At 37.6% G+C, this 20,799-nt stretch carries 18 protein-coding genes; 16 read left to right on the top strand and 2 right to left on the bottom strand.

Annotated features, from left to right (window positions below; genetic code table 11):
• Window positions 1-77: 77 nt before the first annotated feature.
• From licT to IGJ66_RS10010, 11 genes are all read left to right on the top strand, one after another.
• Window positions 78-926 carry a BglG family transcription antiterminator LicT gene (gene licT, locus IGJ66_RS10060; protein WP_067482690.1) on the top strand — a complete coding sequence of 283 codons (849 nt, stop codon included), beginning with the start codon at window positions 78-80 and terminating at the stop codon, window positions 924-926.
• Between the two features lie 124 nt (window positions 927-1,050).
• Window positions 1,051-2,907, top strand: a complete 1,857-nt coding sequence (locus IGJ66_RS10055; protein WP_430616565.1) for a beta-glucoside-specific PTS transporter subunit IIABC — start codon at window positions 1,051-1,053, stop codon at window positions 2,905-2,907.
• A 22-nt stretch (window positions 2,908-2,929) separates the two neighbouring features.
• The gene (locus IGJ66_RS10050) at window positions 2,930-4,372 is read left to right on the top strand and encodes a glycoside hydrolase family 1 protein (protein ID WP_430616564.1); all 1,443 of its coding nucleotides are present in this window, start codon (window positions 2,930-2,932) and stop codon (window positions 4,370-4,372) included.
• Window positions 4,373-4,817: 445 nt separating this feature from the next.
• A complete protein-coding gene (locus IGJ66_RS10045) occupies window positions 4,818-5,519 on the top strand; it encodes a GntR family transcriptional regulator (protein WP_067482686.1) in 702 nt (233 codons plus the stop codon).
• Window positions 5,520-5,694: 175 nt separating this feature from the next.
• Window positions 5,695-7,038 carry a PTS sugar transporter subunit IIC gene (locus IGJ66_RS10040; RefSeq protein WP_067482684.1) on the top strand — a complete coding sequence of 448 codons (1,344 nt, stop codon included), beginning with the start codon at window positions 5,695-5,697 and terminating at the stop codon, window positions 7,036-7,038.
• A gap of 70 nt (window positions 7,039-7,108) precedes the next feature.
• Window positions 7,109-7,372, top strand: coding sequence for a hypothetical protein (locus IGJ66_RS10035; RefSeq protein WP_067482682.1), 264 nt, complete (start codon window positions 7,109-7,111; stop codon window positions 7,370-7,372).
• Entirely contained in the window at window positions 7,369-8,457 is a 1,089-nt protein-coding gene (locus IGJ66_RS10030; RefSeq protein ID WP_270608215.1) for a DUF871 domain-containing protein, read from the top strand. Before IGJ66_RS10035 ends, IGJ66_RS10030 begins: the two co-directional genes overlap by 4 nt.
• Window positions 8,458-8,466: 9 nt before the next feature.
• Window positions 8,467-9,579, top strand: coding sequence for an amidohydrolase/deacetylase family metallohydrolase (locus IGJ66_RS10025; protein ID WP_067482678.1), 1,113 nt, complete (start codon window positions 8,467-8,469; stop codon window positions 9,577-9,579).
• Window positions 9,563-10,657, top strand: a complete 1,095-nt coding sequence (locus IGJ66_RS10020; RefSeq protein ID WP_430616563.1) for a DgaE family pyridoxal phosphate-dependent ammonia lyase — start codon at window positions 9,563-9,565, stop codon at window positions 10,655-10,657. The genes IGJ66_RS10025 and IGJ66_RS10020 overlap by 17 nt, the downstream gene beginning before the upstream one ends.
• 24 nt (window positions 10,658-10,681) lie before the next feature.
• Entirely contained in the window at window positions 10,682-11,422 is a 741-nt protein-coding gene (gene dagF / locus IGJ66_RS10015; protein WP_067482674.1) for a 2-dehydro-3-deoxy-phosphogluconate aldolase, read from the top strand.
• A 10-nt stretch (window positions 11,423-11,432) separates the two neighbouring features.
• Window positions 11,433-12,440 (top strand): sugar kinase, encoded by a 1,008-nt coding sequence (locus tag IGJ66_RS10010; protein WP_067483112.1) that lies wholly within the window; start codon window positions 11,433-11,435, stop codon window positions 12,438-12,440.
• 581 nt (window positions 12,441-13,021) lie between these two features.
• Here IGJ66_RS10010 and IGJ66_RS10005 read toward each other — a convergent pair.
• On the bottom strand, window positions 13,022-13,792 hold the full coding sequence (locus IGJ66_RS10005) for a hypothetical protein (protein ID WP_270492848.1): 771 nt from the start codon (window positions 13,790-13,792) through the stop codon (window positions 13,022-13,024).
• 158 nt (window positions 13,793-13,950) lie between these two features.
• On the opposite strand from IGJ66_RS10005, the gene IGJ66_RS10000 reads away from it, so the two are divergent.
• The gene (locus IGJ66_RS10000; RefSeq protein ID WP_430596610.1) at window positions 13,951-14,562 is read left to right on the top strand and encodes a metallophosphoesterase family protein; all 612 of its coding nucleotides are present in this window, start codon (window positions 13,951-13,953) and stop codon (window positions 14,560-14,562) included.
• Between the two features lie 185 nt (window positions 14,563-14,747).
• Window positions 14,748-15,869: a tRNA 2-thiouridine(34) synthase MnmA gene (gene mnmA / locus IGJ66_RS09995; protein WP_067482668.1), complete on the top strand. Its 1,122-nt coding sequence runs from the start codon at window positions 14,748-14,750 to the stop codon at window positions 15,867-15,869.
• Between the two features lie 238 nt (window positions 15,870-16,107).
• On the opposite strand, the gene IGJ66_RS09990 is transcribed toward mnmA, so the two are convergent.
• Window positions 16,108-17,406 (bottom strand): multidrug efflux MFS transporter, encoded by a 1,299-nt coding sequence (locus IGJ66_RS09990; RefSeq protein WP_067482666.1) that lies wholly within the window; start codon window positions 17,404-17,406, stop codon window positions 16,108-16,110.
• Between the two features lie 151 nt (window positions 17,407-17,557).
• Here IGJ66_RS09990 and IGJ66_RS09985 point away from each other — a divergent pair, with 151 nt between their 5' ends.
• From IGJ66_RS09985 to IGJ66_RS09975, 3 genes are all read left to right on the top strand, one after another.
• Complete coding sequence (locus IGJ66_RS09985; protein ID WP_071868838.1) at window positions 17,558-18,139, top strand: TetR/AcrR family transcriptional regulator; 582 nt, start codon at window positions 17,558-17,560, stop codon at window positions 18,137-18,139.
• A 129-nt stretch (window positions 18,140-18,268) separates the two neighbouring features.
• Entirely contained in the window at window positions 18,269-18,646 is a 378-nt protein-coding gene (locus IGJ66_RS09980; RefSeq protein WP_067482663.1) for a DUF1033 family protein, read from the top strand.
• Window positions 18,579-20,651 (top strand): DNA topoisomerase III, encoded by a 2,073-nt coding sequence (locus IGJ66_RS09975; protein WP_075492003.1) that lies wholly within the window; start codon window positions 18,579-18,581, stop codon window positions 20,649-20,651. Before IGJ66_RS09980 ends, IGJ66_RS09975 begins: the two co-directional genes overlap by 68 nt.
• Window positions 20,652-20,799: the final 148 nt, after the last annotated feature.

The following is a 20,799-nucleotide window of genomic DNA, read 5'->3' as shown; positions in this document are numbered from 1 at the left end:
AGGCAAAACCAGAATTCAGCTGAGGATTTACAGGCGAATTCTAGGTTTTTTTTATTTTTTGGAAAGGGGAAGACGAGATGATTATTGAAAAAGTGTTGAATAATAATGTCGTCATTTCGAAAAATGAATTAGGTGAAGAAATTGTCTACATGGGTAAAGGACTGGCGTTTCAAAAGAAGCCCGGCGATTCGATTTCACCTGAAGCAATCCAAAAAGAGTTTGTACTCAAGGATTCTTTTTCAAGAAACCAATTTCAACAGCTGATGGCTGACATTCCCTCTGAGGAAGTCGAGCTAGTAAAGCAAATCGTTGATTTAGCGGAAGAAAAATTAGCTGTGAACTTTTCACCAAATATTTATTTAACACTAACGGATCACGTTCATTATGCAATTGGACGAGCAAAAGAAAAAATTCAATTGCCAAATCCGTTATTATTTGAAACAAAAAAGTTTTATCCTAAAGAGTATCAGATTGCTAAAGAAGCCTTGCATTTTCTTGAAGAAAAGACTGCTATTGAATTTCCTGAAGATGAAGCTGGATTTATCGCTTTTCATTTTGTGAATAGCCAGCAAGGAAATGGTGATATGCAAGTGACAATGACTGCGACAACCATGGTACGTGATATCTTGAGCATTATTAGTAAATTTTTCGGTGTCGTTTTTGATGAAGAATCATTGAATTATCAACGAATTATCACACATCTACAATTTTTTGCACAGCGTTACCTAAAAGGTGAGAATTCTGACGAAAAAGATGAGTTTCTTTACGCATTAGTTCAGGGAAAATACCCACAAGCCTTTCGTTGTGTGCAACGAATTAATGATTATTTAGTTCATACGCAGCAGCAAGAGATGGAAGTTGCAGAACAAATTTATTTGACGATTCACATTCAACGTGTAGTGAATGAAAAACAGATCCAATCATAAGGGTTGTTACTGTCAGGCAGGCAAAACCTAGATTGAAAATATGGACACGAGCAAGTAGCTCGTGACCGTTTTTTCAATCTAGGTTTTTTATTTTATCAAAATTTAGTAGAAAGAAGGAAGAAAAATGGATAACAAAGCAGTTGGCAAACGTGTATGGGAAGCAGTTGGGGGGCAAACAAATGTCAACAGTCTGGTTCATTGCGCAACACGATTACGTTTTAAATTAAAAGATGAATCTATTGCAGACACAGAAAAATTAAAGAGTGATCCAGATGTGATTCAGGTTGTTCAAAGTGGCGGTCAGTATCAAGTGGTGATTGGCAGTAATGTGGCTGATGTCTATCAAGCAATTGTGGATGAAGAAGGCTTGGCGGATCAACCAACAGAGGAAGAAAAATCAGGTAATCTGTTAAGTAAGTTTATTGATATCATCTCAAGTATTTTTACACCATTTTTAGGTGCAATGGCAGCAGCGGGGGTTTTAAAAGGATTTCTATCTTTGGCAACTGTTCTTGGCTGGCTAGCTGCAGATAGTGGGGCTTATCAGATTTTGTTTGCAGCGGCTGATGGCGTATTCACATTTTTACCAGTAATGTTGGCTTTTACAGCAGCTAAGAAATTTAAAACGAATCAATTTTTAGCAGTAGCTATTGCAATGGCACTGGTTTATCCAGCAATCACGGCAGCAGCTGGTGCTGGAACAGCATTAGATTTCTTTGGGATATCAGTTATTTTATCGCCATCTGGTTATACTTCTTCTGTTATTCCAATTCTTTTGGCTGTTTGGGTCCAAAGTAAGTTTGAACCACTTGTGAAAAAAATTATTCCACAATTTTTACAGATGATTTTGGTTCCTTTAATTATTTTAGTAGTCATGGTTCCTTTGGTTTTCTTAGCTTTAGGACCAATTGGAACAATTGCTGGGAATGCGTTAGGTGGCTTGTTCAACTCAATTTATGACTTTAGTCCAATTGTTGCTGGTTTGATTATGGGAAGCTTTTGGCAAGTATTTGTTATGTTTGGAATGCATTGGGGATTTGTCCCAATTATGTTCTTGAACCTTGATCAATTTGGTTATGATATTTTGATGCCAATGCTATTACCAGCTGTTTTAGCACAAGGGGGTGCAGCATTAGCTGTTGCAGTTCGTTCGAAAGATAGTAAATTACGTTCGTTAGGTATTTCATCCACAATTACTGCGTTATTTGGGATTACAGAACCAACTGTATATGGGGTAACATTACCATTGAAAAAACCGTTTATCGTAGCTTGTGTTTCTGGTGGGATTGGTGGTGCCTTGATCGGTTTTGCAGGCGTAAAATCTTTTGCTAGTGGATTGGTCAGCTTGCTAACGATCCCGTCGTTCATCAGTACAATTGATGGTGTAGAGTCCAATGTAACGATGGCAATCATTGCGACAGGAATTTCGTTCATTCTTGCCTTTGTAGGAACTTTATTGGTTGGATTTGAAGATCCTGCAGAAGAAACAAAGAAGAAAGCCACAGCAGGAGAAACACTTTCTTCTGGTCGACATAATCTAAAGAGCCCATTGACAGGAAAAGTGTTACCATTAAGTGAAGTGGCCGATCAAGTCTTTTCATCTGGTGCGATGGGAAAAGGAATCGCAATTGAGCCAGAAAAAGGGGAACTTGTTGCACCAGCAGATGGCGAAATTACTACGATTTTCCCAACGGGTCACGCAGTTGGTTTAACAACAACGGATGGTATTGAAATCTTGATGCATATTGGAATGGATACGGTGGAATTAAATGGTACTGGTTTTGAAACGGTCGTAAAACAAGGGGACCAAGTGAAAGCGGGTGACCTGTTAGCAAAATTTGATATTGAGGCAATTCATGCTGCGGGTTACAGTACCGTGACACCAATTGTAATTACGAATACCGACCAATTTGCTGATGTTTTAGAACTAGATCAAAAAGAAATTATCTCGAATGAAGATTTTCTAGCAATCGTAAAATAAAGACACTAGGAGGATATAAGTGATGACAACACGTTTTTCAAAAGAGTTTTTATGGGGAGGCGCAACAGCCGCCAATCAATTAGAAGGTGCATTTGATCGTGATGGCAAAGGTTTATCCGTTGCCGATGCAATGCCGGGTGGAAAGCAACGATTTGCGATTATCGGTAGTGAGGACTTTGACTGGACAATTGATGAAGAAACATATATTTATCCAAATCACCGAGGAATCGAACATTATGACCGTTTTAAAGAAGACATTGCTTTATTTGCTGAAATGAACTTTAAATGTTATCGTTTCTCAATTGCTTGGTCACGAATTTTTCCTCAAGGAGACGAGTTGACGCCAAATGAAGCAGGTTTACGCTTTTACGATCAGTTGATTGATGAATGTTTGAAGTATGGTATTGAGCCTGTGATTACGATTTCTCATTATGAAATGCCGTTGAACTTAGCTAAAAAATATGGTGGCTGGAAAAACCGCGAATTGATTACGTTTTATGAACGATTCGCAGAAACAGTGTTGACTCGTTACCACGAAAAAGTAAAATACTGGATGACGTTCAATGAAATCAATTCAGCTTTCCATTTTCCTGCTTTAAGCCAAGGCTTAGTCCCAAGCAATGGGGCAGCAGATTATCAAAATATTTTTCAGGCGTGGCACAATCAATTTGTTGCTAGCAGTAAAGCAGTGAAGATTGCGCATGAATTACGTTCAGATATTGAAGTTGGATGCATGATTATTTATGCGACCACTTATAGTATTGATGCCAACCCAGTGAATCAGGTTGCAACAATGATCCAAAATCAAGAATTTAATTTCTTTTGTACGGATGTGCAAGTTCGTGGTGAATACCCTGCATATACCGCTCGAACTTATGCAAAATATGGCGTGGATGCGAGCCTTCTAGAACAAACAGCTGAAGACTTTGAGTTGTTGAAAAGTTATCCTGTAGATTACATTGGCTTTAGCTACTACATGTCTAGCGCAGTTGATGAAGTTAGTCCAGAAGCAGATACATCAATTGGTAATTTATTAGGCGGGGTCAAAAATCCATTCTTAGAAGCAAGTGAGTGGGGTTGGCAAATTGATCCAGATGGCCTTCGAATTGCATTGAACGAATTATATAATCGTTATGAAAAACCACTATTTATTGTAGAAAATGGCTTAGGTGCAATTGATGAAGTAAAGCCAGATGGAACGATTGATGATGATTATCGAATTGATTATTTACGTCGACATATTGATGCAATGGCGGATGCGGTGGCAGATGGTGTTGACTTGATGGGCTATACGCCGTGGGGTTGTATTGATTTAGTGAGTGCTTCTACCGGTGAAATGAGCAAGCGTTATGGATTCATCTATGTTGATTTGGATGATAATGGTGCTGGTACATTGAACCGTTCAAAGAAAAAATCATTTGATTGGTATAAAGAAGTTATTAAGACGAATGGTGAAAGAGCATAAGGTTGTGAAAAAGGTTGTGGCTCCAAGCGGTCAGCTTCAAAAAAATAAAGAGTAACTGACAAAAATAGCTTTCCATATTTTTGGACAGTTATGAATTATTTCGAGGAGCTGCTTGGGGAACACCGTGAAAAAGGTTGTGGCGCAAAACGCTTTGCTCTGAAAAGATAGTGAGCTGACACTCAAAATGGCTTTTCATGTTTTTAGAAAGTTGGGAGTTGACTCTTGAACACCGCAGATAGAAATTGTGATACAAACACTCAACGCTAATTGATAAAAATTTTTCCTAAAATCGCGAAATTACTCAAAAAGAAAAACGGTATCACTGTTGTATATACAATAAAGAAGTCTGGGAGATCTATTCAATCCCAGGCTTTTATGTTCTTCTTTTTGTATTTTATTTTTTATGTGCTATTCTTTTACTAAGAGTAAAATAAAGGGTGAAACTATGAAGAGAACGCGGGTATTATACTTAGAAGTTGCAGATAAAATTAAAGCAGATATTTTCTCTGGAAAATATCCTGTAGGTTCCATGCTACCGACGGAAAATGAATTAGAAGAAATGTTTCAGGTAAGTAAAATCACTGTGCGTAAGGCAATTGAATTATTAGCTTCTGATGAATATGTGGAAAAGAAAAGTGGGCGTGGCACAACGGTTTTAAGTAATCGTCCATATAATCGTTTATCTAAAGCAGCAAGTTTTACGCAAATTTTAGAAAACTCACAACATGAAGTACGCAAAGAAACTTTAGAGCTTACCCCAATTGATTTGGCAGAAGAAGATCCATTATTTTCTTCTTTTGGAAATCAAGCGGTACGATTTAAGCGATTGTATTATCTCAACGAAAAGCCATATATTTATTTTGTGCATTATTTGCCAAAAGCAGTTACTGAGCTAGAGGAAAAAATGTTCCATCAAGAATCTTTATATCGTTTGTTAACGCAAAAAGGTTATGCAATTGATCAATTTTCGGATGATTTTTCTGCGGTATTTTTAAGCAAAGAAGAACAAGCAATCTTGAAAACAACTGAACCGCTAGGAATGAAACGAATCAGACGTTCATTGACAGAAGACGGTCAGCTAGTTGAGTATTCAGAAGCTATCTATCACACGGCTTTACATCCTTATCATATTGACTATGAAACGTAAGGAAGCTGAACCGAAAAGTAAGAAGGTACATCAAAAAGAAAAGGTGGGAGGGCAATGATTCCACTTTTTCTTTTTTGTATTTTAAAAAGCGTTTACATTATAAAAAATATGTGTTATTCTCTTTGTGTAAACATTATAATGTTATAACAACAAAAGGAACTAGAGGGGGAGCAACATGGATAAATTTGTAGGCATCATTGAGCAAAAGATTATGCCAGTAGCCAATCGAATTGGAACACAACGACACATGACTGCAATCAGAAAGGGAATCATCGCAACAATGCCATTAACGATTGTTGGTTCATTTTTCACTATTTTGTTAAATATTCCGATTGAATCAGTTGCTGCAGTGATTGAACCATACCGAGAAATTTTAGATATTCCATTTCGTTACACCGTTGGGATCTTAGCATTATATGCAACTTTCGGGATTGCTTCATCATTAGCAAAAAGCTACAAAGTCGATTCATTAACAGCCGGAATTTTAGCATTAATGTCATTTTTGATCGTTGCAGCACCACCAACACGTGTATTTGAAGATGTGGATAACGTGATTGGTGCAGGACGCTATATCAATATTGCTAATTTAGGTTCAGGGTCATTATTTGGTGCAATCGTAACTGCAATTATTTCTGTAGAAATTTATCGCTTTTTTATTGAAAAGAAAATTACCATCAAAATGCCAGATGGCGTGCCACCTGAAGTCACCAATTCATTTGTCGCTTTGATCCCAGGTGCAGTAATCTTGATTTTCTTCTGGGTTATTCGTCATATGCTAGGATTCGATTTGAATGGATTCTTAAGTCAAATTTTGATGCCTCTAAAAGGGATTTTAGCTGGAAATAGCTTGTTTGGTGGTTTACTAACTGTTTTCTTAATCTGCTTCTTCTGGGTTTTAGGGATTCATGGGCCAGCAATCATGGGACCAGTTATCCGTCCGTTTTGGGATATTTCAATTGCTGAAAACATTGATGCATTCAATGCTGGAGCAAGTGCACAAAACATGCCAAATATTTTCACAGAACAATTTTTACAATGGTTCATTTGGATTGGTGGCGCTGGAACAACCCTTGCTTTAGTCGTGTTGTTCATGTTCTCAAAATCAAAATATTTGAAGAGTTTAGGACGATTATCCATTCTCCCTGGCTTATTTAACATCAATGAACCAGTGATTTTCGGGGCTCCAATCGTGATGAATCCTGTTTTAGGTATTCCATTTATCGTAGCACCGTTGATTACAACAACTTTATCTTATGTCTTAACAATCAGCGGAGTTGTACCGATGATGGTCGCACGCTTGCCATTTGCAATGCCTGCACCAATCGCTGCTTGGATGAGCACGAATTGGAGCGTAGCCGCAGGAATCTTAGTTGTGGTGAACTTCTTCATTACGTTAGGAATTTACTATCCATTCTTTAAAGTATTTGAAAAACAACAGCTAGCAAGAGAAGCTGAAGAACAGGCACAAGAACAAGCAACACAAGAAGTATTGAATACTGGGATCACGCAAGAACAATAAACAACGAAGGGCGGGATGCAGTCCTGCCCTTTATTGAATTGAATCAGTAAAAGTGAATGGTGGTGAAAAAATGGAACTGATCGTTGGCATAGTTGTGTTAATTGCAGCACATACTTATTTGGAAAAAAGAGGATTACCTCCAAAAATGGAGCAGATGAAATTACGTTATTTTCTAGTTATTGCAATCATTGGTATTTCAACTGTGATTATTTTGAGTGGACTTTTTGCTGGTTTACACCAACTTGTAGGAATTGTGACCATTCTTTTTGCCACAAGTATTGCTTATAAGTACCGAAAAAAATTTGAAAAAATGGAACGAGGAGAAGAAGTATGAAGAGAGTTTTAGGTATTTCAGTTTATCCAGACCACAGTGATAGTGAAACAGATCGTGCTTATATTGAACTGGCACATCGTTATGGTTTCCGTCGAATTTTTATGAGTATGTTAGAAATCAATGAAGATAGTGAAGTTGTCAAAGAAAAATTCAAAAATTTGATTTTTTTCGCCAAATCACTTGGTTACGAAACGATTTTAGATGTTGCACCAACGATTTTTGAACAGCTTGGCATTTCGTATGATGATTTGAGTTTTTTCCACGAATTAGGTGCGGATGGCATTCGTTTAGATTTAGGTTTTGATGGAAATAAGGAAGCAATGCTAACATACAATCCTTATGAATTAGCAATCGAATTAAATATGAGTAATGATGTTGCTTACTTAGATAACATTTTGACTTATCAAGCAAATACACCATTTTTATATGGTTGTCATAATTTTTATCCCCAAGAAGGCACGGCTTTACCTTTTGAATTTTTTGAAAAATGTAGCCAACGTTTTAAACGTCAAGGTATTCGCACAGCGGCATTCATTACTTCACAAGTTGGAGAAATTGGCCCTTGGGACATCAACGATGGGTTACCAACATTAGAAATGCATCGCCATTTACCTGTTGATGTTGCTGCAAAACATTTATTTGCGACAGACTTGATTGATGACGTTATTATCGGAAATGCATATGCTTCAGAAGAAGAGCTAGAAGCTTTAGGCAAGATTGATCGTTATCAAACTGTTTTTGCGATTGAATTTGTACCAGAAGTAAATGAAGTAGAGCGTCAAATCGTATTGAATGAGCAACATGTTCGTCGTGGAGATATTACCAACCAAGTGATTCGTTCAACTGAAGTACGAAAAAAATATAAAAATGTAGACAATCCTGTCCATGATGCAAGTTTTGAATTTCAAGTGGGTGACGTTGTGATTGGCAATGATCAATTTGGCAAATACAAAAATGAACTTCAAGTCGTTTTAGAGCCTCATAGTGATTCAAGAAAAAATAAAGTAGGAACAATTCGTGAAGAAGAGCTTATTTTATTGCCATTTATTCATCCTTGGTCAAAATTTAAATTTATTGAAAAGTAGGGTGTCGCCATGTTTGATTTAGTAATAAAAAATGCAAAAGAACTTAAAGGTCCGTCCTTTGAAATTGGTATTGAAAATGGGAAAATCAGCCAAATTGCACCCAAAATTACGGGAGAGACAAAAGAAACGTTGACCTTATCCTCACAGCAATATTTATCAGCTGGCTGGATTGATGATCATGTACATTGTTTTGAAGAAATGACGCTTTATTATGATTATCCGGATAAAATTGGCGTTGAAAAAGGCGTGACGACCGTTATTGATGCCGGAACAACTGGCGCAGAAAATATCGAAACGTTTTATCGTTACGCCAAGCAAGCAAAAACGAATGTCTATGCGCTACTGAATATCTCTAAATGGGGAATTGTCACGCAAGATGAGTTAGCTGATTTAAGTAAAGTGCAAGAAACATTAGTGAAACAAAAAATGAATGAACTTCCTGAATTCATTGTTGGAATCAAGGCACGAATGAGTAAAACTGTGGTAGGAAAAAATGGCATCACACCACTAGATTTAGCTAAAAAAATCCAAAATGAGAATCAGCATCTACCTTTAATGGTTCATATTGGTTCTGCGCCACCAGAATTAGCCGAAGTTTTAGCTAGAATGGAAAAAGGAGATGTCTTGACTCACTGTTTCAATGGAAAAAGTAATGGTATCCTTGATTCAGAAACAAATGAAATCAAATTGATTGCTAAAGAAGCCTTTGCGAAAGGAATCATTTTTGATATTGGTCATGGGACAGATAGTTTCAATTTTCATGTGGCAGAAGTCGCAAAACAAGCAAATATCAAAGCATCATCAATTAGTACGGATATCTATATTCGTAATCGTGAAAATGGACCAGTTTATGATTTAGCAACCACGATGGAAAAGTTACATGTCGTTGGTTATTCTTGGGAAGAAATTATTGAAAAAGTAACAAAGGCACCTGCGGAAAACTTTCATCTAGCCAATAAAGGGCAGTTGAAAGAACGATTTGATGCAGATTTAACGATTTTTGAATTTTTAGAAGAACCAAAAGTGTTAACAGATTCCAATGGTTTTACTCGGACGACGGATAGTCAGATCAAACCAGTCAAAACCATTATTGGAGGGGAAATTTATGACTGTCAGTTATGAAAAATTTCACTTAAAAGAAGTCATCAACGCTTCTGGAAAAATGACCATTCTAGGTGTATCAAAGGTTTCAGAAAAAGTGCTGGAAGCGCAGCGTTTTGGCGGTGAACACTTTTTTGAAATGAGTGAATTAGTGAAAGAAACAGGGAGCTACTTGGCTGGGCTACTTCAAGTCGAAGATACTCAAATCGTTTCGAGTGCCTCAGCTGGAATTGCACAGTCAGTTGCTGGCATTATTGGGCAAGGAAGTGCCTATCACGTGTATCACCCTTATACCAAAAAAATCACCAAGCGAGAAATCATTTTACCTAAGGGTCATAATGTGGATTATGGTACGCCTGTTGAAGTGATGGTTGAACAAGGTGGTGGACAAGTTGTCGAGACAGGATATGCCAATATGTGTACACCTGACCACCTAGAAATGATGATTACGGAAGAAACAGCAGCAATTTTATATATTAAAAGTCATCACACCGTTCAAAAAAGTATGCTGAGTGTCCAAGAAGCTGCAGCAGTGGCACATCAACATGATCTTCCTTTAATTGTTGATGCAGCCGCAGAAGAAGATTTGTTTACTTATAGTCAACTTGGTGCCGACTTAGTAATTTACTCTGGCGCGAAAGCAATTGAAGGCCCTAGTGCTGGCTTAGTGATTGGCAAGAAAACGTATGTGGAATGGGTTCGTTTGCAAAGCAAAGGAATCGGACGTGCGATGAAAATCGGCAAAGATAATTTACTAGGCTTTACTCAAGCCGTTGAGGACTATTTACTTACAGGAAGTGAAACTGGGGAATCAATGAAAAAAAGATTACTTCCTTTTGTTGAGGCGATGAACCAACTACCAAATATTGAAGCAAAAATCGTGCAGGATGGTGCTGGTCGGGATATTTATCGAGCAAGCATCAAAGTTTCAGGTGAAAAGTCAGCTAAAGAAGTGATTACTGAGTTGAAAGAAAAAGATCCTGCCATCTATACAAGAGAATATCAGGCAAACAATGGTGTGATCGAATTTGATATTCGGTCAGTCACAGAAGCCGAAATGAAAAAAATTATTACACGATTAGCAGAAATTTTAAACTAAAACCAATTGATGAGGAGAATGAAGATGTCACTTAGTCCAAATTATTTAGCCGATCGAATTTGTCTAAACGTTTTAGCAAACTCTGTCGAAAATGCAAAAGCATGTTATGAAGCAGCCAATGGTCATATTGTTTTAGGTGTTCTTTCAAAAAATTACGAAACAGATGAAGCAGCAATTACTGATATGAAAAAATATCAAGAAGCAACGAATAATGCTTTGTCCGTTGGTTTGGGTGCGGGCGATCCCAATCAAAGCCAAATGGTCTCAAGACTGTCGGCTGTTTTGCAACCACAACATGTGAACCAAGTATTTACGGGAGTAGGTGCTTCACGAGCATTACTACAACAAGAAGAAACAGTTGTCAATGGTCTTGTGTCACCGACTGGAAAAGTGGGCTATGTCAATATCGCAACTGGGCCATTAAGTTCACAAGCACCTGCAGCTGAAGTACCAATTGAAACAGCTATTCAGTTGTTAAAAGACATGGGCGGGACATCCATTAAATATTTCCCTATGAAGGGACTTGCGCACAAAGAAGAATATCAAGCAGTCGCAAAAGCTTGTGCGGAATTCGATTTTGCGTTGGAGCCAACTGGTGGCATTGATTTGGCGAATTTCGAAGAGATCGTGCAGATTGCCGTTGATGCTGGTGTGAAAAAAATCATTCCCCATGTTTATAGCTCAATTATTGATTCAGAAACAGGAGATACAAAAGTTGAAGATGTTAAAACGTTATTGGAAATGATGGAGAAGCTGGTGAAGTAAAGTGAAAAAAATGAAGATTGGTGCATATGGTGAAGTGATGTTACGCTTGACGCCCCCTGAACATTTGCAATTGGAACAAACACATACTTTGCGAATGGCGTATACGGGAACAGGTGTGAATCTGGTTGGAAATTTAGCGCATTTTGAAATAGAAAGTTATCTGTTGACGGCGTTACCCGATAATCGTTTGGGGAAAGCTGCGTTAGCTAATTTAAAAAGTTTAGGTATTCAAACAGCGTATATCGTTCAACAACATCAACATATTGGTACGTACTTTGCGGAGATGGGATTTGGTGCAAGACCAACCGAAGTGACTTACCAAAACCGAAAAAGTAGTTCGTTTAGTTTGTCTCCAATCGAAGCTTATGACGTGAAACAATTCATTGAGCAAGTGGATATGCTTCATATCTGCGGAATTAGTTTAAGTTTGACTGAAATTACAGCACAAACGGCGATTACGTTGGCAAAAGAGGCACATGCTGCGGGAAAAATCGTTTGTTTTGATTTTAATTTTCGCCCAAGTTTAAACCAAGAACCAGGGAAAAAAGAGCAAATGAAACAGCGTTACGAAGAAATATTGCCTTATTGTACGATAGTTTTTGGTTCCACCCGAGATTTGGTGGAGTTGATGCAATGGAAAACAGAAGTCTCCGTTTCAGAAAATGAAACAGCCTTTATCCAATCCTTTTTAGCACATTATGATATTACGTGGTTTGCTGGTACAAAACGCCAAGTGATTAATCACGAAAAATTTTTGAGCGGTTATTTGATAACGCCGACAGACGCATTTGAAATACCCAAACAACGATTAGAGGTTTTAGATCGAATTGGTGCTGGAGATGCGTATGCCGCAGGAATCCTACTTGGTTTTGCAGAAGGCTGGTCATTGGAAGAAACTGTTGCATTTGCTATTGCCAATGCACGACTTGCGCATGCGATTCAAGGGGATGTACCATTGACAACGCGAAAACAAGTCAAGCAATTACTGGAACATCCAGACACAGATTTGATTCGTTAAGAAAAAGGCTGTGGCTCAAAGTGGTTAGCTTTAAGTAATAAGGAATTTTTTCTAAAAATAGTTTCTCATGTTTTTATGAAAAAAAGACTTATTACCGAAGAAGCTACTTTGTGAACACCGTGAATAAAAGCTGTGGCTCAAAACGCTCAGCTCTAATAAATAAGAATAAATTTTCAGAAATTGCTTCTAAAATTTTTGTGAAATTTATTCTTATTTTGAAGGAGTTACTTCTTGAGTACCGAGGAAAAGGTTGTGGCGCAAAACGTTTAGCTCCGACAAGATAGCGAGCTGGCACTCAAAATAGCCTTTCATATTTTGAAGTGGATGCAAGCTATTGCGAGGAGTTGTTTTGGGAACACCGAGGAAAAAAGGTTGTAGCTCCAAGCGGTCAGCTTCACGCAATAAGAAATTTTTCTAAAAATAGTTTCTCATATTTTTATGAGAAGAGGACTTGTTGCCGAAAAAGCTGATTTGGGAAATATCGCCTATTAAGAAACAGGAGCTGTGACAATAATTTTGTCACAGCTCCTGTTTTACTATGTTTGATGCTACTTTTTTTGTTTGAATTTTTTATCAATTAATTAGTCTACTCTAGTCCATTCATCTAGACTTTTCCCATTCTCATCCAGAATTTCAAGCCAACTGTTTGTCCCGCCAAAGTAAAGGAACAGACTCACTTCATTGACACTTTTCAAAATAATATCAGCAGTTGTTTTATTACCAGAAATTTTTTCTTGATGATCGGCACGTAATTTGTCACCATACTTTGCGGCGTAACTCACGGAACCATCTTTATTAAGCGGAGCTTCCTCCATCATAATAGCGCCTTTTTTAACTAGCATTTCATTTCGACTTTTCCAATAAAGGGTGGCTTTACTGCCACGAAAATGAACAGTGAATGGAATCTCACTGACTTCTTTTGTCCAACGATGACGTGCTTTGGCTGGTTTCTTTTTCTTTGTTTCTGCTGGCAAGAAGAAGTAACCGATTGTTGTCAGTATACGCAAAAATTGTTCGCGTGTTTCCTCGATTTTCGGTAAAACATTTGTAGGGATCTGCTTGGCAATTTCTTCTGGTTTCGAAATGGTTAAGTTGTTTTCTTCTGCGAGTACTAAAAAGGAGTGACTTAAATAATTTGCTTCTATTTCCCAAGGGAGCGTTACCAAAATAAGCGTATCGAAGTCCTTAGGTACGGAATCAATTCCAACACAGTGGCGATTTTGGAAGTATAATTCAAAAGAGTTGTCCATAGGTTCTACTTTCTTAGTTGAAATGGTTAAGGTTCCTTGGCTCTCAGCTAACTCGATAATTGTTTGGTCTGGTTTGATTGTTCCAGTAAATGAGATTGTCATAATGTTTTCCCTTCTCTCTCGTTTAGTTTAAGCAATAGCTACGTTCAGTTTAGCATGAATGAAAAACAACTTCCCTTTATTTGGCTTTAACTTTGGTGATTTTAGCAAAAGAACGCTAAAATAAAGAGAACTTGATAAGTTTAGAAAGAGGCGAGAACATGAATTATTTTATTAGTGATCTTCATTTTTTTCATGAGGCTCTATTAGGACAAAATGATTTTGCTCCACGTTTATTTAAAACAGTTGATGAAATGAATGCTCAACTTATCGATAGCTGGAATGCTATTGTAAAAGAGCAAGATACCGTTTATCACTTAGGTGATCTTGCCATGCATCCTCAGTATGAAAAGGGGAGTCAGGAAATACTTGAACAAGTGAAACAACTAAATGGGGAAATCCATTTTATTAAAGGCAACCATGATAGCCGTGCCTTTTTTCGTTATTTAGAAAAAAATGATCCTGGAATGATGAATCAAGACAAGAAGTTTTATTTTCATGATGTCGGTGCAATCGTTAAATTTAATCACCATCAATATTACTTAACGCATTATCCTTTATTGTTGGGGCAAAATGATGCCGTTCGTAATTTGCACGGTCACATCCATAATTATAGTGTTCCAATCGGCAATGACGTAAATGTGGGTGTAGATGCGCCGGAAAGGAAATTATTAGTCAAAACCTTACCATTCGGATCGCCATTATCAGAAGCAAACATTGATGAAATTTTTCAAGCAAAGCAAGAAGAATTAGCAAAAATTAACCGATTATGAACAAACTTCATCTTATATAAAACGGTGATTTTTTGGTTATAAATTATTGAAATTATTTTTGGTAAAATCTTAAGAACAAAGAGATGAAATTTTCAAAAAAATGACGTATAATGGAAAGCACTGAAAAGTTGCGACCTTCAACTCGTAGATGTTTCAGAAAATCTAATTGAAATGATGGTGATAGTATGACAGACAACAGCAAAACACGCGTTGTCGTAGGGATGAGTGGCGGAGTTGACTCATCAGTAACAGCACTTTTACTAAAGGAACAAGGGTATGATGTCGTTGGTATCTTCATGAAAAATTGGGACGATACTGACGAAAATGGCGTATGTACAGCGACGGAAGACTACAAAGACGTTGCAAAAGTTGCAGCGCAAATTGGGATTCCTTATTACTCTGTGAATTTTGAAAAAGAATATTGGGATCGAGTGTTTGAATATTTCTTAGCAGAATACCGTGCAGGACGGACACCAAATCCAGATGTGATGTGTAATAAAGAAATCAAGTTTAAGGCATTTTTAGATTACGCAATGGATTTAGGTGCAGAATATGTAGCAACTGGGCATTATGCACAAGTTTCTCGTGATGAAAATGGTGTGGTTCACATGCTTCGTGGTGTGGACAATAACAAGGATCAAACCTATTTCTTGAGCCAATTGTCACAAGAACAATTAGCAAAAACAATGTTCCCACTAGGCGGTATGGAAAAATCAGAAGTACGTGCCATTGCTGAACGTGCTGGCTTAGCGACAGCAAAGAAAAAAGATTCAACTGGGATCTGTTTTATTGGAGAAAAGAATTTCAAACAATTTTTAAGCAATTACTTACCAGCAAAAAAAGGAAACATGGTGACGCTTGATGGTGAAGTCATGGGACAACATGCTGGTTTAATGTATTACACAATCGGTCAACGCCAAGGATTAGGAATTGGTGGTGGCGGAAAGACACAAGAACCATGGTTTGTTGTTGGAAAAGACTTAACAACAAACACGTTATATGTTGGACAAGGATTTAATCATCCTGCCTTGTATGCAACAAGTCTTGAAGCAAGTGAAATTCATTTCACAACCAACAATGAAATGCCGAAAGAATTCAAATGCACAGCGAAATTCCGTTATCGTCAACAAGATGTTCCTGTAACGGTTCGCTTACTTCCTGGAAATCGTGCAGAAGTCATTTTTGATGAACCAGTACGTGCGATCACACCAGGGCAAGCAGTTGTCTTTTATGATGGAATGGAATGTTTGGGTGGCGGTTTAATTGATAATGCCTTCCAAGAAGCAAAAGTGTTGCAATATATCTAAAGGTTGCGGCCCAAATCGTTTAACTCCGAGAAGATAAGGAGTGATGTTCAAAAACAGTTGCCATCGTTTGGAACAAACATTAATGATTATTTTAAGTAACGCAAGTAACAAAAAATAAATAAAAAAATAGCTGCTCCTAATTGGGAGTAGCTATTTTTTTATTTACTAGCAGATAAGTTAAGAGAATTTGGTGTAAAAAAGGCTGGCTGACATGGCAACCAACCTTTTCATTTTTTAGTTAATGTAATTGTTTTTCTTTCAAAGAATGCTCTGTTAATGCTGAATCATCTAAAGAAACTGACTTTTCAACAACGGGTTCATGGATTTCTTGTGTATTATGACGGACTAATAAAAAATTAACCATAACGAGTAACGAGGTTGAGAGAAACACGCCCCGATAACCAAAAGCACTTGAAACGCTTGAACCAATCATTGGACCAATCACATTTCCTGTCGCTTGGAAAGATTGATTGTAACTAAAAATTCTACCAGCAGCGTGATGTGGTGAATATTTCGTGATCAATGCTTGAACCGCTGGAAGAAGACAAGCATCCGAGATCCCAACTAAAAAACGCAAACCAGCAAGCTGCCAAACATTTGTGACAAATGCCATTGGAATATAGACTAAGACGGCAAAGCCTAAGCCGATTGCTAGAATTCGTTCACTACCGATTCGATCACCAAGCCGTCCAAAACGAGGTGCTGCAATCAAAGTTGCTATCCCAGGAATCGATGCAATAATTCCGCTAACTAAAGTCACGTCTCCATGTCCATTCAATAACTGACGAATATACAAACTAATGATTGGACTAATTGAATTATTAGATGCTTGGATAATCATTGTAGTGATAAACATTCCCAAGACAACTTGAGGATACTTAAGCTCTCGAAAAATTTGTTTAGCAGAAACCATGTTTTCTTTTTTCACAGGTATAAATTCTTCATGAACAAAAAATAGACTAAGTAGAAAAACCAAAAATAAAATAATTCCAGTAATGAAAAATGTTGGACGATAGCCAAAAGTTGAAGCAGAAATACCACCTAACAGCGGACCGAGTAATGTTCCAGTAACTGATCCAGTAGCCAGTGTTCCAAGAACTTGACCACTTTTTTCTTTAGGAGTACCTGTCGCAACGAGAGCGGTGGCATTACTGATGTAGCCCGAAAAGATACCTTGCAAAAGACGTAAGCCAACAAGTTGATAAACATTGCTGACGCAACCCATTAAGGCAATCACAACTGCCATCCCAAGAGAAGCACGTAACAGCATCAATTTTCGCCCTTTTTGATCGGCAAGTTTTCCCCACCATGGGGAGATAATCGTCGTTACCAAAAAAGTAGAAGAAAAGGTTAAGCCACTCCAAAAATTCAACTGAGCGGTACTATAATGACCTAACGTATCTATGTAAAGTGACATAAATGGCATGACCAGACTGAACCCAATACCAGCCATAAAAGTTCCAAACCATAAAACGAGTAGATTGCGTTCCCAAACTTCTCTTCTTCTAAATATTTTTCTTTTTATTTCCGTAGTCAAGCAAAATCCTTCTTTCTGAAAATTTTCATCTACAGTCGATTATTATAAACTACAACTTGTAGTTTATCAACAAAACTTCCTTTTTTATCCGAGTTTTTCATGTTAAACTATGAATGTTAAGGATTTTTTTACTTATGAGGAGATTAAAGAAATGAAAAAGAGAAATCTGTCTCAAGAAAAAATCATCGACTGTTTTCGTGAGTTAGCAGAAGAAATGGATGTGCAACAACTTACTTTTCAACATTTAGCAAAACGTTTAGACATCAAGTCGCCTTCACTCTATAACTATTTTAAAAATATTCGTGAGGTGAAAACGGCGTTGACTGCGCAGCTTTTACGTGAACTGAATGACCAATTGTTACGAGCATTAGTTGGGAAAAGTGGTGCTGAGGCACTCCGAATATACGCAAAAACTTATCAAGAATTTGCTTTTGCCAATCGCGCAGTCTATGAGTTATTGATTAGTATTCCCCACACGAATGAAGAAATTTTACTCGATGGGATCCATGAAACGAATCAAATCATCTTGCAGATTTTTGAAGTATTTGAATTAACAAATGAAGAAAAAGTTCATCGCAGCCGTGAGCTAAGAAGTCTGATCCATGGGTATTTATCTTTACGTTTTTTAGGCTATTTTACTCGTGAACCACAAGTGGATCCAGAAGAAAGCTATCGCTGGATGATTGAAGATTTTATTGCGACATTGTCATCTAAAAAAGGTTTGGATAAATGAAAATTAAAATAGATTGATTTTCGTAAGAGTGATTTCTTGCAACTTTTTTGAAAAGTGACTAAGATGTAGCTATTGTGAAACGAGCAGAACAAAATGCTTACGTCTAAGTTGAAAAGAGGGAACGCAAATATGTATCAAGTAATAACCATGTTTGGTGATAATGAGCCATGGTGGTTTTTCGAGAATTGGGAAGAAGATATTCAAGATGAGAAAATCTTTGATTCTTTTGAAGAAGCCAAAGCTGAGTATGAAAAACAATGGATCGCAATCCATCAAAAATATGAATATATCAATGCGAAGAGCAACTTTCTAAGCGCCTTTTGGAATGAAGGAGAAGAGCGCTGGTGTGAAGAATGTGATGATGATCTCCAACAATATAAAGGTTTAGCTTTATTAAAAGAAAATCAACCACTCAGCGTAGAAAGTGGAAAGGAATTTTATGAAACAACTAATTCTAGCGGAAAAACCAAGCGTTGCCAAAGACCTAAGCAAGGTGCTTGGAGCTAATCAAAAACATAAAAATTATTACGAAGGACCCAAGGTGATTGTGACCTGGGCCCTTGGTCATTTATTGGGACTGAAAATGCCGGAAGACTTGAACAAAGAATGGCAGAGCTGGCAGATGGAAACATTACCGATGATTCCCAAAAATCTAGGAATCAAACCACTACCAAAAACTGGGCATCAATTAAAGGCAATCAAGCAATTAGCAACCCGAAAAGATGTGGATGAAGTTGTCATTGCAACGGATGCTGGAAGAGAAGGCGAGTTAGTCGCGCGCTGGATTTTAGAATACGTACATTTTAATAAACCAGTAAAACGTTTATGGATTTCTTCTCAAACAGATAAAGCAATCAAAGATGGATTTAAGCACCTCAAGCCAGCCAAAGAATACGATGCACTTTATGCGTCTGCTTTGGCAAGAGCAAAAGCAGACTGGTTAGTCGGTTTAAATGTGACACGAGCATTGACGGTTAAATATCAGGATAATTTATCTGCAGGCCGTGTGCAAACACCAACTTTAGCTTTAGTACGTGATCAAGAAAAGAAGATTGAACAATTTCGACCACAGACTTATTTTACAATCCATTTAGCGGTTGCTAACGAACAAGCGAAAATGATTCAAAAAAATCAATTTGCGTTGAAAAAAATAGAAGAAGCACAAGCACTTGTGAAAACATTAAGTCAGTCGAATGGTACGGTAACAGAGATTCAAGAAAAGCTAAAGACTGAGCCTGCTCCGTTGCCTTATGATTTGACAGAAATCCAGCGTGAAGCGAACCAACGACATGGTTATTCAGCGAAAAAAACATTAAGTTTAGTTCAAAGTTTGTATGAAACACACAAAATCGTGACTTATCCGCGTACAGATAGTAAGTATTTGACAAATGATATGAAAAGCACGATGAAAGAGCGTCTACAAGCTGTTAGTGATTTTGCACCAGAAGTGAAACTTTACTTGAAAAATGGCGCAGTAGTGAAACAAACAAAAGTTTTTCAAGATAGCAAAGTAACTGATCATCATGCGCTGTTACCAACGGAAAATCGTCCACGTTATGAAAAATTGAGCAACGAGGAACAAAAAATTTATCAAATGATCGTAACACGTTTCTTAACGTTATTTGCTGAACCACATAAAGTGAGCCAGACAAAAATCACCGTAAATTTTGGAAAAGAAATATTTGTTTTTCGTCAAAATCGAGTGGTTCAAGCTGGCTGGAAGAAATCAGCGGAAGAAACGGTTAACGAAGTTGAATGGAAAAAAGGGCAGCGCATTACGCCAAACTTTACTATCAAAAAAGAACTTTCTGCACCGCCAAAGCCATTAACTGAAGCAAGTTTACTTGGATTTATGGAGAAGTATAGTTTGGGCACACCAGCGACTCGTGCGGAGATTATTGAAAAATTGATTAAATCAGAATTAATGGAGCGGACACCAGCTGGTCTACAAGTTTCGCCGAAAGGTAAGCAATTACTTGAGTTAGTTAATCCTTCATTAGTTACACCGGAATTGACTGAAAGTTGGGAAAAAGATCTGGAAGCCATTGCCGCAGGAAAAAAACAGGCGGGTCAATTTTTACAAGGAATTGAAAAGGAAACGAAACGTTTAGTTCAAGAAATCAAAACAAGCAAGCAATCTTATCAAGATTTTTCAATTACACAAAAGAAATGTCCTGAATGTGGTTCAAATTTACGAGAAAAAAATACGCGTGACGGTAAAATCTATGTCTGTACGAATGCGGACTGTAGTTATCGTCGACGAAAAGATCCTAAGGTGTCGAACCATCGTTGCCCACAATGTCATCGAAAAATGGAAATCATTGAGGGGAAAAATGGCGCTTATTTCCGTTGTAAATATGATGGAACGACAGAAAAAATGTTAGGGAAAAAAGAGCAAAAGAAAAAGATGACGAAGCATGAAGAGCGTCGTCTGATGAAAAAATATTCACAGGCGGAAGAGCCGGAAGAAAGTCCTTTGGCAGCTGCTTTAAAAGCTGCGATGAAAGAGTAGTAGAAAAAGGATGTGGCGCAAAACGCTTAGCTCCGACAAGATAGTGAGTAAACACGCAAAATAGCTTTTCATATTTTGCCGTGGATGCAAACTATCTGGAGGAGTTGTTTTGGGAACACCGTGAATAAAGGATGTGGCGCAAAGCGTG

It is taken from the genome of Enterococcus sp. DIV0176, assembly GCF_050528535.1.
Lineage (GTDB): Bacteria > Bacillota > Bacilli > Lactobacillales > Enterococcaceae > Enterococcus_B > Enterococcus_B thailandicus.
Note: the sequence above shows the minus strand (reverse complement) of the source record. Positions and strands in the feature narration are given on the sequence as shown.

Bases quoted from the DNA above. Each gene is read 5' to 3' on its own strand.
- licT (WP_067482690.1), top strand. From the start codon at position 78: ATGATTATTGAAAAAGTGTTGAATAATAATGTCGTCATTTCGAAAAAT.
- IGJ66_RS10055 (WP_430616565.1), top strand. From the start codon at position 1,051: ATGGATAACAAAGCAGTTGGCAAACGTGTATGGGAAGCAGTTGGGGGG.
- IGJ66_RS10050 (WP_430616564.1), top strand. From the start codon at position 2,930: ATGACAACACGTTTTTCAAAAGAGTTTTTATGGGGAGGCGCAACAGCC.
- IGJ66_RS10045 (WP_067482686.1), top strand. From the start codon at position 4,818: ATGAAGAGAACGCGGGTATTATACTTAGAAGTTGCAGATAAAATTAAA.
- IGJ66_RS10040 (WP_067482684.1), top strand. From the start codon at position 5,695: ATGGATAAATTTGTAGGCATCATTGAGCAAAAGATTATGCCAGTAGCC.
- IGJ66_RS10035 (WP_067482682.1), top strand. From the start codon at position 7,109: ATGGAACTGATCGTTGGCATAGTTGTGTTAATTGCAGCACATACTTAT.
- IGJ66_RS10030 (WP_270608215.1), top strand. From the start codon at position 7,369: ATGAAGAGAGTTTTAGGTATTTCAGTTTATCCAGACCACAGTGATAGT.
- IGJ66_RS10025 (WP_067482678.1), top strand. From the start codon at position 8,467: ATGTTTGATTTAGTAATAAAAAATGCAAAAGAACTTAAAGGTCCGTCC.
- IGJ66_RS10020 (WP_430616563.1), top strand. From the start codon at position 9,563: ATGACTGTCAGTTATGAAAAATTTCACTTAAAAGAAGTCATCAACGCT.
- dagF (WP_067482674.1), top strand. From the start codon at position 10,682: ATGTCACTTAGTCCAAATTATTTAGCCGATCGAATTTGTCTAAACGTT.
- IGJ66_RS10010 (WP_067483112.1), top strand. From the start codon at position 11,433: ATGAAGATTGGTGCATATGGTGAAGTGATGTTACGCTTGACGCCCCCT.
- IGJ66_RS10005 (WP_270492848.1), bottom strand. From the start codon at position 13,792: ATGACAATCTCATTTACTGGAACAATCAAACCAGACCAAACAATTATC.
- IGJ66_RS10000 (WP_430596610.1), top strand. From the start codon at position 13,951: ATGAATTATTTTATTAGTGATCTTCATTTTTTTCATGAGGCTCTATTA.
- mnmA (WP_067482668.1), top strand. From the start codon at position 14,748: ATGACAGACAACAGCAAAACACGCGTTGTCGTAGGGATGAGTGGCGGA.
- IGJ66_RS09985 (WP_071868838.1), top strand. From the start codon at position 17,558: ATGAAAAAGAGAAATCTGTCTCAAGAAAAAATCATCGACTGTTTTCGT.
- IGJ66_RS09980 (WP_067482663.1), top strand. From the start codon at position 18,269: ATGTATCAAGTAATAACCATGTTTGGTGATAATGAGCCATGGTGGTTT.
- IGJ66_RS09975 (WP_075492003.1), top strand. From the start codon at position 18,579: ATGAAACAACTAATTCTAGCGGAAAAACCAAGCGTTGCCAAAGACCTA.